The 15,103-nt window shown below is 63.8% G+C and carries 12 protein-coding genes and 1 pseudogene; 5 read left to right on the top strand and 8 right to left on the bottom strand.

The features are described from left to right. A pseudogene (locus AC1DHL_RS20055) lies at positions 1 to 1,265 on the bottom strand (hypothetical protein); the annotation flags it as partial. A 136-nt stretch (positions 1,266 to 1,401) separates the two neighbouring features. Here AC1DHL_RS20055 and AC1DHL_RS20050 point away from each other — a divergent pair. Then, positions 1,402 to 2,787: an aminopeptidase P N-terminal domain-containing protein gene (locus AC1DHL_RS20050; protein ID WP_478103369.1), complete on the top strand. Its 1,386-nt coding sequence runs from the start codon at positions 1,402 to 1,404 to the stop codon at positions 2,785 to 2,787. 15 nt (positions 2,788 to 2,802) lie between these two features. Here AC1DHL_RS20050 and AC1DHL_RS20045 read toward each other — a convergent pair whose 3' ends face one another. From AC1DHL_RS20045 to AC1DHL_RS20025, 5 genes are read right to left on the bottom strand one after another with little or no spacing between them, the layout of a single operon-like run. Then, positions 2,803 to 4,380, bottom strand: a complete 1,578-nt coding sequence (locus AC1DHL_RS20045) for an FAD-dependent oxidoreductase (RefSeq protein ID WP_478163114.1) — start codon at positions 4,378 to 4,380, stop codon at positions 2,803 to 2,805. Between the two features lie 28 nt (positions 4,381 to 4,408). Beyond that, positions 4,409 to 5,941: a polyamine aminopropyltransferase gene (locus tag AC1DHL_RS20040; RefSeq protein ID WP_478163120.1), complete on the bottom strand. Its 1,533-nt coding sequence runs from the start codon at positions 5,939 to 5,941 to the stop codon at positions 4,409 to 4,411. 17 nt (positions 5,942 to 5,958) lie between these two features. Next, positions 5,959 to 6,177, bottom strand: a complete 219-nt coding sequence (locus AC1DHL_RS20035; RefSeq protein WP_478103366.1) for a DUF350 domain-containing protein — start codon at positions 6,175 to 6,177, stop codon at positions 5,959 to 5,961. 24 nt (positions 6,178 to 6,201) lie between these two features. Next, positions 6,202 to 7,686 (bottom strand): DUF4178 domain-containing protein, encoded by a 1,485-nt coding sequence (locus AC1DHL_RS20030; RefSeq protein ID WP_478163113.1) that lies wholly within the window; start codon positions 7,684 to 7,686, stop codon positions 6,202 to 6,204. A 10-nt stretch (positions 7,687 to 7,696) separates the two neighbouring features. Next, positions 7,697 to 8,755 carry an SPFH domain-containing protein gene (locus AC1DHL_RS20025; protein WP_478163112.1) on the bottom strand — a complete coding sequence of 353 codons (1,059 nt, stop codon included), beginning with the start codon at positions 8,753 to 8,755 and terminating at the stop codon, positions 7,697 to 7,699. 409 nt (positions 8,756 to 9,164) lie between these two features. On the opposite strand from AC1DHL_RS20025, the gene AC1DHL_RS20020 reads away from it, so the two are divergent. The 4 genes from AC1DHL_RS20020 (at position 9,165) to AC1DHL_RS20005 (ending at position 12,777) form a co-directional block, all read left to right on the top strand. Beyond that, complete coding sequence (locus tag AC1DHL_RS20020) at positions 9,165 to 11,504, top strand: NADP-dependent malic enzyme (protein ID WP_478163111.1); 2,340 nt, start codon at positions 9,165 to 9,167, stop codon at positions 11,502 to 11,504. Between the two features lie 183 nt (positions 11,505 to 11,687). Continuing rightward, positions 11,688 to 12,101, top strand: a complete 414-nt coding sequence (locus AC1DHL_RS20015; protein WP_478103361.1) for a guanyl-specific ribonuclease — start codon at positions 11,688 to 11,690, stop codon at positions 12,099 to 12,101. Between the two features lie 47 nt (positions 12,102 to 12,148). Continuing rightward, on the top strand, positions 12,149 to 12,580 hold the full coding sequence (locus AC1DHL_RS20010) for a barstar family protein (protein ID WP_478103376.1): 432 nt from the start codon (positions 12,149 to 12,151) through the stop codon (positions 12,578 to 12,580). Then, positions 12,559 to 12,777: a hypothetical protein gene (locus AC1DHL_RS20005; protein WP_478163110.1), complete on the top strand. Its 219-nt coding sequence runs from the start codon at positions 12,559 to 12,561 to the stop codon at positions 12,775 to 12,777. Before AC1DHL_RS20010 ends, AC1DHL_RS20005 begins: the two co-directional genes overlap by 22 nt. Before the next feature lie 129 nt (positions 12,778 to 12,906). On the opposite strand, the gene rsmA is transcribed toward AC1DHL_RS20005, so the two are convergent. After that, the gene (gene rsmA / locus AC1DHL_RS20000) at positions 12,907 to 13,686 is read right to left on the bottom strand and encodes a 16S rRNA (adenine(1518)-N(6)/adenine(1519)-N(6))-dimethyltransferase RsmA (RefSeq protein WP_478103357.1); all 780 of its coding nucleotides are present in this window, start codon (positions 13,684 to 13,686) and stop codon (positions 12,907 to 12,909) included. A gap of 31 nt (positions 13,687 to 13,717) precedes the next feature. Next, complete coding sequence (locus AC1DHL_RS19995) at positions 13,718 to 15,094, bottom strand: peptidylprolyl isomerase (protein ID WP_478163109.1); 1,377 nt, start codon at positions 15,092 to 15,094, stop codon at positions 13,718 to 13,720. Between the last annotated feature and the right edge of the window lie 9 nt (positions 15,095 to 15,103).

The following is a 15,103-nucleotide window of genomic DNA, read 5'->3' as shown; positions in this document are numbered from 1 at the left end:
GCCACGCCGCCCTTGGCATAGCGGCCGTAGTTGCCGCCGCCGCTGGCGAAGCTCTGCCAGTTGCTCGTCAGGGGCGAGTTGGCCAGGCCCATGAAGTTGCCGCCGACCAGCACGCTGCTGAACTGGTTCAGATTGGTGGTCACCGCGATTTCCGTCGGCGCCGCCATGCCGGGGATGTCCACGTAGCCCAGCACCTTCATGAAGGCGGTGTTGCCCATGTTGGGCAGGCCGGGGTAGACGCCCGTCCATTCATTCCACCAGTTGTACCAGCCCGCCGGATTGTTGATGGAGCAGCCGTCGCACAGGCCGGCCAGTGCGACCACGGCAACCTGGCCCTTCAGCGCCGCGGTGTCCCACACCGTCACCAGCGCGAACTCGTTGCCGTTGGTCACCGCAACGCCCGTGGGCACCTTGTTGGGCCCTAGCGTGGCCGTCGCGTTGTTGCTTGCAGTGGTGCTGCTCACCGTACCGATCACGCCGTTCTGGAAGGCGACCACACCTTCGGCGCAGAACCCGGCGGCACCCGTGCAACGGCCCAGGGCCACCGGGTTGCCGCTGGTGATGCCGGCGCCCTTGTAGTTCATGACGTTCGGCGTGTCGATGCCCTTGCCCGTCAACTGGTCCAATTGCCAGGCAAGCTGCGGCAGCTGGGCGAACACGTTGTACATGTAGGCGGAGGTCTGAAGCAGACTCACGCCGACACGCTGCGTCGGGTCGTCGGCCGTAAAGATCGCATTGCCCTGGTTCGTGGAAAAGGCCGAGGGATTGCTCGTCACGGGACCGCCGACCGACCAGTAGAACGGGACGTCCTTCGCCGGCGCGGTGAGTTTGGTGTCCGTGCGCTGGCTCAGCGAGGGGCCCGTGTTGCCTGTTCCGCAAGACGTGGCGTCAGGACCGTAGCGGTAGGCGATGCCCGCGTCCTTGCTCAATTGCGCAGCCATCGCCGTGTACTGGGCAGCCACGATGTTGGAAGATGCGTCGACGATGTCGGTACTTTGGGTCGAACAGAAGGTCGTTGCAGCCGGTGTGGTGCCGAGCGGCGTGCCGCCCGACGACAAGCCGCCGCTGCCGGGGCTGGCGCCCGAAGAGGTACTGCCTGGTGTTGCCGCGTTGGCCGCTGTGCCTGCAGTGACTGCTGCCGCCGCCGCGTTCGCAGCGCCGGCCGCGGGAAACCCGCCGCCTCCACCACCACCGCCGCCACCACAACCGGTGAGCACGCTGGCGCCTACCGCAAGCAGAATCGCGCTCTTATGTAGAACATTCAACAAAAAACACCTCCAAAATAACAAGTCGAGCTTTTTACGTGGGAAGAGTCCTACGGAGCAAACCTTCTTTCAAACCCTTTCTTAATGTTTTTTTCGCACTGGGTGCGTACTTACAAAGGTATCGAATGGTGACGTTATGACCGCAAATCATCAAGCTCCCCGCCGTTTACATCTTTCTACTTATTTGGGTGCCGACGGGATTGCGATCATCCCCACCGCGCCGGAGCGGCAGCGCAATCGCGACAGCGACTTTCTGTTCCGCCACGACAGTTATTTCTATTACCTGACCGGCTTCACCGAGCCGAGCGCCTGGCTGGTGTTGAGCGGCGACGGCCGGTCGACCTTGTTCTGCGCCCCCAAGGATCTGGAACGCGAAATCTGGGACGGCTACCGGCTGGGCCCCGACGCGGCGCCGGCAGCCTTGGGTGTCGACGAGGCCTACTCGATCGACGAACTCGACACCCGGATGCCGCGACTGCTGGAGAACAAGTCGGTGGTCTGGTATCCCTTCGCGACGCACAAGGGACTGGAGACGCGGGTCGACGGCTGGCTTTCCGCCGTGCGCGCGCGCGTGCGCTTCGGCGCGCTGTGCCCCGAAGAGCAGCGCGACCTTTGCGGGCCCCTCGACGAAATGCGGCTCGTCAAGGACGCCTACGAGCAGGACACGATGCGCCGGGCAGCGCAGATCAGCGCCAGGGCGCACGTCCGCGCGATGCAGCTGTCGGCGCGGATGCTCCGTGAAGGCAAGGACGTGCGCGAGTACCACCTCGACGCGGAACTGCTGCACGAATTCCGGCTGGGCGGATCGCAGTACCCGGCCTACAGCTCGATCGTCGCGGCAGGCGCCAACGCCTGCGTTCTTCACTACCGCGCCGACACCGCGCCGGTGCGCGACGGCGAACTCGTGCTGATCGACGCGGGCTGCGAACTCGACGGCTACGCGAGCGACATCACGCGCACCTTCCCCGCGAACGGCAAATTCACCGGGCCGCAGCGCGCCCTCTACGACCTGGTCCTGGCGAGTCAGGATGCCGCCGTCGCGGTGACCCGCCCAGGCCAGCGCTTCAACGATCCGCACGAAGCCAGCGTGAAAGTACTTTCGCAGGGCATGCTCGACCTGGGTCTGCTCGATGCCAACAAGGTGGGCAGCGTTGACGATGTGATCGAAAAGCGTGCCTACTTCCCCTTCTACATGCACCGCACCGGGCACTGGCTGGGCATGGACGTCCACGATTGCGGCAGCTACGTCGAACCCACGCAGGTCGGCGAGGTGAGCGAGCGCCGGGATCCGCTCTCCAACGAGATCATCAAGAACCGGCCGAGCCGCATCCTGCATCCGGGCATGGTGCTGACGATCGAGCCCGGCATCTACGTACGCCCCGCCGAGGGCGTGCCCGAGCAGTTCCACAACATCGGCATCCGCATCGAGGACGACGCGATCGTCACGGAGACCGGTTGCGAGCTCATCTCGCGCGGCGTGCCCGTCAAGGGCGACGAGATCGAAGCGCTGATGCGCGGTTGAGGCGGCGGTGAAGGCTCACGCCGCGGCAGCCGCGAGATGACCGCGCGTGAAGGCTTCCTCGAAGATCGAATAGCCCGACCAGTCGCTGTGCGCAAAGGCCAGGCGTCCCGCGACGACGCGGCCGTCCGAACCCAGTCGCCCCAGCAGGCCGGGCGTAGGGGTGGCCATCGCGTGGCCATACCGCGTGATGTCGATGCTCGTCGCGACGCCAGCAAGATCGGGATGCGGCACCGACAGTTCAGCGACCAGGTCGTCGCGCCAGCCGGACCAGGGTCGATCGAGCAGCAGGCGCCGGCCGTCGGGTCCGTCGAAACCGCTCGGCCCGAGCGGCCGGTACCAGCTCAGTACCGTGGCGCGCGGCGTCGGATCCAGTGTCTGGTGGCGAGCGTCCACGTAGCCGAGCCCGCGCGTTCCGAAGACCACGTTGTCCCAACTCGGCGCCGCGCCGGGTCGATCGGCCAGCGGCTCGCGCACATGCACATTGGCGACGAGCCAGGGCGCGTAACTCAGCGATGACGCAGCTCGGCGCAGCAGTTCGGGCGGGTTTTCAACAACGCGCACGGCAATGAACGCAGGCAGCGCGACGATGCACCGCTCGGCGTGCCAGCGCACGCGTGATCGAGTGACGACATCGAAGGCGTCCACCTCCACGCCGCCGCGGCCCTCCGCGATGCGCGTCACGGCATGCCCTGTCTTCAGCCGCTCACCCAGTGGCTGGGCGAGCCGGCGCGCGAGCCAGCCGTTGCCCTCGGGCCAGGTCAGCACCGCATCGCGTTCCGCGTTGTCGTCGCCCGGCGCATGAAAGCCGTGGCGGCTGGCGAAATAGTGGATTCCAGCCCACGCTGACACGAAGGCCATGCCCGCGCCGTAGTCGTCGCGACAGCAGTAGTCGAGATACCACCGCAGATGGGGGTCGGTGAAGCCTTCACGGTCGAGCCAGGTCTGGAAAGGCTGCGCATCCAGCGCAAGCAGCGGCGGCGCGGTTTCAGCCCTCAGCGTGGGGATCACGAACCGGGTTTCGCGGCGTAGCGCCTCGATGCGCTGAGAAAAGCGGCGGTACTGCACAAGGGTGGTCTCGCCAACGCCCTCCGTGGGCAACAACCCGTCCTGCCATGCGCCGTGAAAGAAGAGGCGTTCCTGAGGGCTGTGGCACAGGTATCGCTCGTCGTACGCCCAGCGACCCGCCACGCGCTGACGCAGGCCCAGTTCTTCAAGCAGGTCCTGGACTTCGTGCGCGTCGTCGCCGGGAACCGGCAGATAGTGCGCGCCGAGCGGGCATGCGATCCCGTTGACCGCACCGCCGCGGCTGTTGCCGCCCGCCGTGTCTTCGAGTTCGAGCAGCGCGAAGTCGTCGACGCCCGCAAGGCGCAGCGCCCGCGCCGCAGCGAGACCTGCAATCCCACCGCCCGCAATCACGACACGCGTGCGCCGCGCAAGCTCCGGCGCTCCGCCGCCGCCCCATGCGCCGTCGCGCAGTGCGTGTCCTCGCGCGACGTCGATGCCGGTAAAGCCGCCCTGGATGTCGTGCGACGCGTTGCAGCCCGCGAGCATGGCCGCGCCTGCAGCCACGCCGAGGAACCGACGGCGCCTCATCCGGCGTCCGATCCGGGCCTGCCGCAAGTCATCGCTTGCCCCATTCCTGCTCGTAGGTCGTGACCAGGACCTGGTTCGACAGATGATTCACTTCGGTCGGCACGCGCGCCATGTCGAGCGGAAAGTCGAACAGCAGCGGCAAGGTTTCCGTCGAAAGAAAGCGCAGACCCGTTGGCAAGGAATCCGGCAAGCGATACGGCCGCCGGCTGGCGATGATGTAGCCCCATTCGCCGAAGCTGGGCACGTGTGCGTGATACGGCGTGGCATGCAGTCCGACGGCTTCGATGGTCGTGGCCACCGTCCAGAAACTCTTGCGTGCGATCAGCGGCGAAGTGGTCTGTATCACCGCATAGCCGCTGGCGGACAGGCGCTTGTCGAGCAATGCATAGAACGAGCTGGTGTAGAGCTTGCCGATGGCGAAGTTGGTCGGGTCGGGAAAGTCGACCACGATCACGTCGAACATGTCACCCGGCTGCTGAAGCCATTGAAAGGCGTCGGTGTTGACGATGTGCACCTTCGGGGATTTCAGTGCTCCGCCGTTCAGGGCCGCGAGGGTCTCGTGTTCGGTGAAGAGACGCGTCATGTTTGGATCGAGTTCGACCAGCGTCACGCTTTCGACCGAAGGGTATTTGAGGATCTCGCGTACCGCCATGCCGTCGCCCCCGCCGAGCACTGCGACCTTCTTCGGCGCACCGTGCGCGGCCATCACCGGGTGAACCAATGCTTCGTGATAGCGGTACTCGTCGCGCTCGGCGAACTGGAGGTTGCCGTTGAGAAAGAGGCGGTGCCCCGACGCCCCACGCGTGACCACGATGTGCTGGTAGGGTGATGTTGCGCTGAACACGACCCGGTCCTGATAGAACTTGTCCTCCGCCAATGTCGTGATGCGCTCCGCGAACACGAACGCGGCCACGAGCGCCAGAAGCACCAGCCCGCAGGCCACCGCGTGCGCTCCGACCCGACGCAGTTCGTGCCGAAACATCCAAAGCGCCCACACCGCAACGGCGGCGTTCATGAGCCCGAACAAGAGGCCCGTGCGGATCATGCCGAGCTGCGGCACCAGCAAAAGCGGAAACGCGATCGACACCGCGAGCGCGCCGAGGTAGTCGAAGGTCAGCACCTGCGAGACCAGTTCCTTGAGCACGATGTTGCGCCGCAGGATGCGCATGACCAGCGGAATCTCGAGGCCGACGAGCACGCCAACTGCCAGCACCAGGCCATACAGCAACAAGCGAAAGGCGCCCGGTACGTACGCGTTGGCGACGAAGAGAACTGCAGGCAGCGTGCCGCCGACCAATGCCACCAGCAACTCGATGCGCAGGAAGTGGGCCGGCAGCTGCCGGTCGAAATAGCGCGAGAGCCAGGAGCCGACACCCATCGCGAAGAGGTAGGTGCCGATGACGGTGCTGAACTGCAGCACCGAGTCGCCGAGCAGGTAGGAGCTCAGCGCCGCCGCGCTGAGTTCGTAGACCAGCCCGCAAGCGGCGACCACGAACACGCTGCCCAGCAGCGCGATTTCGACAGGCTGCGGGCCGCTCTTCGCGGCCGTATGCGCCGACACGGCGACTTCGCTGACGCTCAATGGATAGCCGCTGCGACGATGATGCAGATCCCGAGACTCATCGCCGCGACCACGAGAGCCAGCGCCACGTTCTGCTTCTCGACGATCTCCAGCCACAGGTCGTAAGGCGTGATCTTGTCGATCAGCAGAAAGAAAAACCAGAAGATCATCACGCCGATCACCGCATAGACGAGCGATCCGAGGATGACGTCGGGCTTCAACCATTCAAGTGTCATGAGAGGACCTCCGGAGAAAAATCATTACTTGTGGCCGCCGCCACTGGAATAGCCGCCGTACGAGGCGCCTGCGCTGCGCGTGCCGCCCGAGCCGCTCGAACTGCTGCACGTGCTCAGGATGATCAGCAGGATGATGATCACCACGATGATCAGGATGATGGTGCCGCATCCCAGGCTCGATGCCGCGCTCACCGGCGACGCATCATTGCGCTTGAACATATCCTGCCGGCCGCCGAGCTTGAAAGCAGCCGCCACCGTGGCGCTGTCGATCTTGCTGCCGGACGACCAGGTCAACTCGTTCGCGGAACGCTCCATCGACAGCAGCGAAGTCCCTGCGGCGAAATCGCGATTGAAGGTCTTCTGCCCGCGCTGCACCTGCCAGTAGAACTCGCCGGCAACGTAGCTCGTCTCCGCGTTGTAGGCGTATTGCTGCTGGTAGACCTTGCCCAGATAGGTGGCCTTCGACCCGTTCTCGGCCATGGTCGGCGCGCCGGTCGTCGGCTTCACCATGCTCCAACCGTCCTCCGCGTCGACGAGGAAGCTGAAGCCGCGCTTCTTGTTGAACAGCAGGTATTCGCTCCAGCCGAAATGCTCGTCGTCGCCGGGCGCGACGCCCATGCGGTGCTGGAAGCCGACCACCTGCCAGTCGACGCCCTGCATTTGTCCGACAGTGCCCAGCGGAATCAGCGGCTGGATGGGTTCATCCTGCGTTGCATGCCGCAGTTCGCCGCCAATGCCTTGCGAGAGATCGATGATGCTGTTGCAGGAGGAGCAAGTGACGCTCTTGCTGTCGGCCAGATTGACCGTCACCGGCGAACCGCAGTTCGGACAGTTGAAGCTGCGCCCCTTCTCCTCCTTCGCCGACTCGTCGCGCAGACCCGTCAGCTGAAGGTCTTCGAGGCGCACCGCACAGCCGAGGTATGCGCCTGGCGGGTCCGTGTCGTAGTCGAGGCTGAGGACCTGCCCCTGATCGTTGCGCAGTTCAACGACCGGGAACCGTCGACCGAGCTCTGGCAGCCGCGGCAATTCACCCTGCGCAGACACCAGTGCGACCTGTTCATTCGAGGCGACCGTATAGCTCTGGCCGTTGAATGCGGTGGTCGCACCGACACGAAGATCGACTGCGGGTGGGGCAGGGCGCTGCAGTTCGAACGGCAGCGTGAAGACGTAGGCGCCGTTGTCTTCGCTCAGGATGCCGGTGCGGTCGCCCTCCAGCGCGGCAATCCACTCGGTCCAGCGCGCACCTTCGTAGCCGTACTGCAGCCTGCCAACGAGTGTGAAGGGCCGCTCCTGGTAGCGGCCAGCCGCGAACAGTTGCAGCGGGCTGAAATCGTCGAACAGCTCCGCCATCTTGCCGATGCGCGCGAGTGTTTCCCCCTGCCGCACCACAGTGCTGTGGCAGTAGGGGCACACGGCGTGCGTCGACTGTGCCGATCGGAATTCGACCGGCGCGCCGCAGCCCGGGCAGGGCGCGCGGTAATAGCGCTGCTGGGGGGAGGCGGTGGCCAACGCGAGCGGATCAGACGAGCTTCTTCAGAAGCTCTGCCTTCTTGGCGTCGAATTCTTCCTGCGTGAGGATTCCCTTGCTCTTGAGTTCGCCGAGCTTCTCGAGCGTCGTCATCACGTCGGCCGGATTGACCACGGCGACGACCGGTTGCTGCTGCTGTCCCGCCGCGACGGCGGCCGCAGCATTTCCCTGGCCCAGCCCCTGCGCAAGGTTCTGCGCGAGCACCTGGCCCAGGGCGACACCGGCGCCCAAACCCATCGCATCACCCGCGATCCCGCCGCCGCCGCTACCGGCGCCTTCGGCAAACTTCGGAATTGCCTGCGCGGTCTGGTACTGCATGAACTTGCCCATGTCGTTGCCGACCATGCCCATGCCGATCTTCTGGTCGAGGATCTTCTGAAGCTCTTCAGGCAACGAGACGTTCTGGACCGTGATGGTCTCGAGCCTGACGCCGATCTTGGCGAACTCGGGAACCAGCTGCGTCGCGAGCGCCTGCGCAAATCCGATCTGATTGGCTGCGAGATCGAGGAAAGGGACGCCGCTCGAAGCGATCGCGTTGCTGATGTTCTGCAGCACAAGGCCCCGCAGTTGTCCGTCGAGGTCGGCCACCGTGTAGACGTCGCGCGTGCCCGAGATCTCGGTGTGGAACAGCTTGGCATCGCTGATTCGGAAGCTGTAGTTGCCGAAAGCGCGCAGGCGCACTGCACCGAAGTCCTTGTCGCGCACGGTGATGGGCTGCGGCGTGCCCCACTTCTGGTCGACCTGTTGACGTGTGCTGAAGAAGTAGACGTCGCTCTTGAAGGGCGACTCGAAGAGCTTGTCCCAGTTCTTGAGGTAGGTGAGAACCGGCAGCGTCTGGGTGGTGAGCTTGTACATGCCCGGCCCGAACACGTCAGCCACCTGACCCTCGTTCACGAACACCGCAAGCTGCGATTCGCGCACGGTGAGCGATCCACCGTTCTGGATTTCCATATCCGCCATCGGAAAGCGCCAGGCCAGCGTTCCGTCGCCGGTCTCGGTCCACTGAATGATGTCGATGAACTGCTTCTTGATGAAATCCATCAGGGCCATGGTCGCTCCTCGCTTTGCAGGGGTTTTGCCGTGACGGGCATATTGCCACAGCGTTCAAAGGACAACCCTGGGGACAGTTCCGGCACAACCCAACACTTATCCACAGGCGAGACGTGTTTGTCAAAGTTGTTCGCTTCGCCGTGACAGCACCGAAGCGCGGCTGCCCACAGTGCCTCGGCTTCAGCAAGCCCTTGTCGCGCAACAAGAAAATGCCCCTGTCCACAGCGAAGGGCGGCCCTTACTACTACTACTAATCTAAATAGGAAGAATAAGTAGAAGAAGTAGGAACAGCCGCCCGTTACGCCTCGCACCCAAGTCGCGGGTTCCGCGCGGCGCGGCGGCGCCGCGTGAAAGTCGAGGTCTACAATCGGCGCCCTTTTGCAAGAAGCGTCACTGGAGGCATGGCCCAATGTCCGATTCGACTTCATCGATCCCCACACCCGAGGACAAACGTGCCGAGCTGCGCCGCGCTGCCCTCGAGTACCACGAGCATCCCGTTCCCGGAAAGATCTCGATTGCTGCGACCAAGCAGATGATCAATCAGCGCGACCTGGCGCTGGCCTATTCGCCCGGCGTCGCGGCGCCCTGTGAGGAAATCGTCAAGGACCCTGTCAATGCCTTCAAATACACGGCGCGCGGCAATCTCGTAGCGGTCATCTCCAACGGCACGGCGGTTCTCGGCCTCGGTGATATCGGGCCGCTGGCTTCCAAGCCAGTGATGGAAGGCAAGGGCGTCCTGTTCAAGAAGTTCGCCGGCGTCGATGTCTTCGACATCGAGATCGATGAGAAGGACCCCGCGAAACTTGTCGAAGTGATCGCGGCACTCGAGCCCACTTTTGGCGCCATCAACCTCGAGGACATCAAGGCGCCGGATTGCTTCTACGTCGAGCGTGAACTGCGCAAGCGCATGAAGATTCCGGTCTTCCACGACGACCAGCACGGCACCGCCATCACCGTGGCCGCGGCGATGCTCAATGGCCTCAAGGTGGTCGGCAAGGACATCTCGCAGGTCAAGCTCGTGACCTCCGGTGCCGGCGCTGCGGCCTTGGCCTGTCTGAATCTGCTCCTGAAGGTCGGACTGAAGCGCGAGAACGTCTACGTGACCGACCTCGCGGGCGTCGTCTACGAAGGACGCACCGAGTTGATGGACGACGACAAGCGGCAGTACATGCAGAAGACGCAGGCGCGCAGCCTGGCCGAAGTCATTGAAGGCGCCGACGTGTTCCTCGGCCTGTCGGCTGGTGGTGTGCTCAAGCCTGCGATGGTGGCGAAGATGGCAGCGAAGCCCGTGATCTTCGCGCTGGCCAATCCGAATCCCGAAATCACGCCGGAAGACGCGCACGCCGTGCGCGACGATGTGGTGATGGCGACCGGCCGTACCGACTACCCGAATCAGGTCAACAACGTCCTGTGCTTTCCGTACATCTTCCGCGGCGCGCTGGACTGCGGAGCCACCACGATCACCGATGAGATGGAAGTCGCTGCAGTGCACGCCATTGCAGATCTCGCCCAGGCCGAGCAGAGCGAGCGCGTGGCGGCGGCTTACGCCGGCGAGAAGCTCAGCTTCGGGCCCGAGTACCTGATCCCCAAGCCTTTCGATCCGCGGCTCATGATGAAGATCGCGCCTGCCGTCGCCAAGGCCGCAGCCGAGAGCGGCGTGGCGCTGCGTCCGATCGCCGACCTCGACGCCTACCGCGACAAGCTGCAGACCTTCGTCTACGCCTCGGGCACGTTGATGAAGCCCCTCTTCGACGCCGCCAAGCGCGCGCAGAAGAAGCGCGTCGCTTTCTGCGAAGGCGAGGAAGAACGCGTGCTGCGCGCTGCGCAGATCGTCGTTGACGAAGGCATCGCGCGGCCCACGCTGATCGGTCGCCCGGCAATCATTGCGCAACGCATCGAGAAGTTCGGTCTCCGTCTGAAGCAGGACCTTGACTACGACATCGTGAACGTCGAGCAGGACCATCGCTACCGCGACTTCTGGCAGACCTACCACCGCATGACCGAACGCAAGGGCACGACGGTGCAGACGGCAAAGATCGAGATGCGCCGCCGCCTGACGCTGATCGGTGCGATGTTGCTCCACAAGGGCGACGTCGACGGAATGATCTGCGGTACCTGGGGCACCACGACGATTCATCTGCACTACATCGACCAAGTCATCGGCAAGCGTGCCGGTGGGTCGGCCGCGACATCGCAGAACGTGCCCATCTACGCCTGCATGAACGGCCTTCTCTTGCCCGACCGGCAGGTGTTCCTGGTCGACACGCACGTCAACTACGACCCGACGCCCGCGGAATTGGCAGAAATCACGACCATGGCGGCGGAAGAAATGATGCGCTTTGGGCTGAAGCCCAAGGCAGCGCTTTTGTCGCATTCGAATTTCGGCAGCAGCAACCAGCCGAGCGCCATCAAGATGCGTCAGACGCTCGAATTGCTCCGCACGCAGGCACCCTGGCTCGAAGTCGACGGCGAAATGCACGGCGACGTTGCTTTGGACGGAAAGCAACGCGCCGCAGTGATGCCGCACAGCGCCCTGGCTGGCGACGCCAATTTGCTCGTGTTTCCGAACATCGATTCGGCCAACATTTCGTACAACCTACTCAAAACCGCGGCCGGCGGCAATATCGCCATCGGCCCGGTCCTCCTCGGCGCAGCCAAACCTGTGCATATTCTCACGGCAAGCGCGACTGTTCGCCGCATCGTGAATATGACAGCGCTCACGGTGGCCGACGCAAACGCCGAGCGATAGGTCTGAAAGCGACAGCGGTCGCTAACTTCGGAGTCTGTTGCAAACCCTTGTACCTGCTCAAAGATTGGGCAGGTGCTTGCTATTTGCGTGCCTCTGGTGCACACTTGCGGGCTTGAATTTGCGGGTTAACCCCAACGGGTTGGCCCTCCAATTCGGCCCTCGCTCTTTTTCTTCTGGTGCCCCATGGCGGCTTACGCCTCGATCACGTCCCCTGTTTCCAAGTTTGCGCTCACTAGCATTTTGCTGGTAGCCCTCGCCACTGGAGTACAGGCACGCGAATGGTTTGGCACCGAAGCCGGTCAGCCGGCACGGGAATCGATCGCGCTGGCCGAATTGCCGGTGCAAGGCCAGCGTACTTATGAGGCCATTTTGAACGGTGGCCCTTTCCGGCACGAAAAAGACGGTGTGGTGTTCGGCAATCGCGAACGCCTGTTGCCGCAGGAGCGCCGAGGCCACTACCGAGAGTACACGGTCGATACGCCCGGTTCGCGCGATCGTGGTGCACGACGCATCGTCTGCGGTGGCGAGCGCACGACACCATCGGCCTGCTGGTACACGGCAGATCATTACGAGAGCTTTCGACGGATCGTACCTTGAGCGATGAATTGAATTGGAGAGGCGCAGAAGAGCGTCCTGACGAAATGATGACTACAACCATGGAAAGACCAGCGGAGATGACCCTATCCCTTCGTGGCGTGCGACCGAACATCGTGCAGTCGATTCGCGCATTTCGCGTGAATGACCTGCAAGAGGCAGCACATGCGGCCGGTCAGCACTTTCTGTATGCCAACCTTGGCAACGCCCAGACCAAGCAGGACGTGCTGGATCTGATCGCTCAGCAGTTCATGTTTCCGCAGCATTTCGGTAAGAACTTCGATGCGCTGTACGACTGCATGACCGATCCGCTGCACAAATCGGGCCCGCAACCCGGTTTCGTCATCGTCCTCGAGCAGATCCCGGCCAACGCGAAGTTCGACAAGGAAGCGCGCGAGCAGTTGCTCGACATCTTCCGCGACGCCGCCGACTACTGGGGGGATCGGAAGATTCCCTTCCGGTGCTTCTATTCTTTTCTGTAGCCCGTTCTGCACAAACCAGCCAAGCAGAACGGGCTAACGAGGCTCAAAACGGCGCCGTACCGGCCGCCCATATCGAAGTCGAGAATCCCGATCCGTCGGCAGAAAAGATGCCGACCGACAAACTGGTCGACGTGTCTCCGTTGGCGCTGCGCATGAGCAGCCCGTTCAACGCGGGATACTGGCTCGCCGCCGCTTAAATGTTGCTCGCCCCCAGGCTTGCCCACTTCGTGTGGCCGCCAACCCCCTACCGGGGGCAACACCAGCGGCCCGGCTGAGCCGGTTCCGCGGTGTTTCACGAACAAAAGCCCGTCACTGACGGGCTTTTCTTATTTCGGGAACTGTTGGGCCAGGGTTATGTATTCGTGGACCGGGACCTCTTCGGCGCGGCGTTGGGTGTCGAAGGTGCCGGTGAAGGCCTTTTGATCCAGCCACTTGCCCAAGCTGTGGCGCAGTAGTTTGCGGCGCTGACTGAAAGCGATCTGGACAATTTCGCCGAGCCGTTCGGCGTCAACCTCCGGCGGCTCTGCGAAGGGCACCATGCGCACCACGGCGCTGTCGACGCGCGGCGGAGGATCGAAGCTCTCGGGTGGCACGAAAAGGATGTTTTCCATCGCATAGCGCCACTGCAGCATGACGCTCAGGCGTCCGTAGTCCGAGGTCGCCGGTCGGGCGACCATGCGATCGATCACTTCCTTCTGCAGCATGAAGTGCTGGTCGGCAATCAGATGCGCGAAGCCGAGCAGATGAAAGAGGATGGGCGTCGAGATGTTGTAGGGCAGGTTGCCGACCACGCGCAAGGCCGTGGAGGGCGGCACGACCAACCTGGCCGCAAGGGCGCCGAAGTCCACCTTGAGGACATCGGATTCGACCACGTTCAATTGACCATGGCCGCGCAAACGCTGTGCCAGATCCCGGTCGAGCTCGATTACCGTCAAGCGGCCCAGGCGCTCGACAAGCGGTTGCGTGAGTGCGGCGAGGCCAGGGCCGATCTCGACCATGGGGTCGCCAGGTTTCGGGGCGATCTCGCGAACGATGGCATCGATGATGCCGGCGTCAGCGAGGAAGTGCTGTCCGAAGCGCTTGCGGGGGATATGGGCGCGGCTCACGAGGAAAAGCGCCAGGCCTCTGGATGGCCCATCAGGATTGGGGCGGCTCGCGGTATTCGACGTAAGCCCGCGTGCGAACTTCCTGGGCCCAGGTCTCGGTGGCCTGTTGAATCTTCTTCTCGCGCAGCACCGTGCGCGCAGCTTCGCGTTGCTCGGTCTGGGTGAGCTTGGCCTCGCGACGGCCTTCCACCAGGATCAGGTGGACGCCGAAGCGCGACACCACCGGATCACTGATCTGCCCGGGTGCAAGGCCGTTCATGGCGTCCTCGAACTCGGGCACGAACTGGCCAGGGCGCGCCCAACCGAGGTCGCCGCCGTCCTTGGCGCTTCCATCTTCCGAGTTGTCTCGCGCCAGGCTCGCGAAGTCCGCCGAGCCTTTCTTCACGCGATCCTTGAACTCCGCAAGCTGCGCAACCGATTGCGCAGTGGTGCGCTTGGGGTCGTTGCGCAGGAGGATGTGGCGCACATGCGTTTGCGTCACGAGGGCGTCGGTCGCGCCGGGCTGCGACTTGGAAAGCAGCTTGAGCACATGGAAGCCCGCGCCCGACCGGATCGGTCCCGCAATCCCGTTGACCGGGGTCGATTGTGTGGCTTCGACGAAGAGCGGCGGGTAGCGCTCGGCGCTGCGCACTCCAAGCGCGCCGCCGCCATTGCGATCCGCATCGGAGTTCTCTTGAACGAGTTTGGCGAAGTCCTCGCCGGCACGGGCACGCTGGGCCAGGCTCTGGGCGCGCTGCTGCAGCTTTGCCACGTCCGCATCGCTCGCGTTCTCGGGCACGGCGACGAGCAACTGCGCAATGTTGATGTTCGGTGCGATCGCCGCATTGCCGCCGGCACGCTGCTCGCGAATGAACTGGTCGACCTCTACGTCGCTGATCTTGACCTTGGCCTCGATCTCGCGATCGCGCAAGCGAGTCAGCATGAGTTGGTCGCGCAGTTCGCGCCGGAACTGCTCCTGCGAGAGGCCTTCAGCGGCGACGCGACGGCGCAATTCGACCAGGCTGATCTGGTTCTGCCGGGCCACCGCCTGTTCGGCCTGGTCGATTGCAAGGTCATCGACCTTGATGCCGTTTTCCTGCGCCATCTGCAATTGGGCATGCTCGTTGATGAGCCGTTCGAGCACGAGGCGGGTGAGTTCCGGCCGCGGCATGCGTTCGGCTTCGGGGTTCTCCCTCAAGATGCGTTGCACGCGTGCCTGTACCTCGGTGTTGGTAACGGGTTCCGAGTTGACCAGCGCAACGATGTATTCGGCCGAGCGCTGAACGCTCTGCGCTGGCCGTGGTTCAGCCGGGACAGGCGGCGCGACGCGTGGGCCGGAACGCATGATGTCTGTGATGCCCTGTGCGCCGGAGGCGGCAGTCAGGGTGGCAAGGCAAGCCAGCGTAAGGATCGAGCGAATGTGTTTCATGGCGAAGCC

The sequence above is a fragment of the Variovorax sp. 10L426 genome (assembly GCF_056395305.1).
The sequence above is the reverse complement of the archived record's forward strand: the minus strand, read 5'-3'. Positions and strand labels throughout refer to the sequence as shown.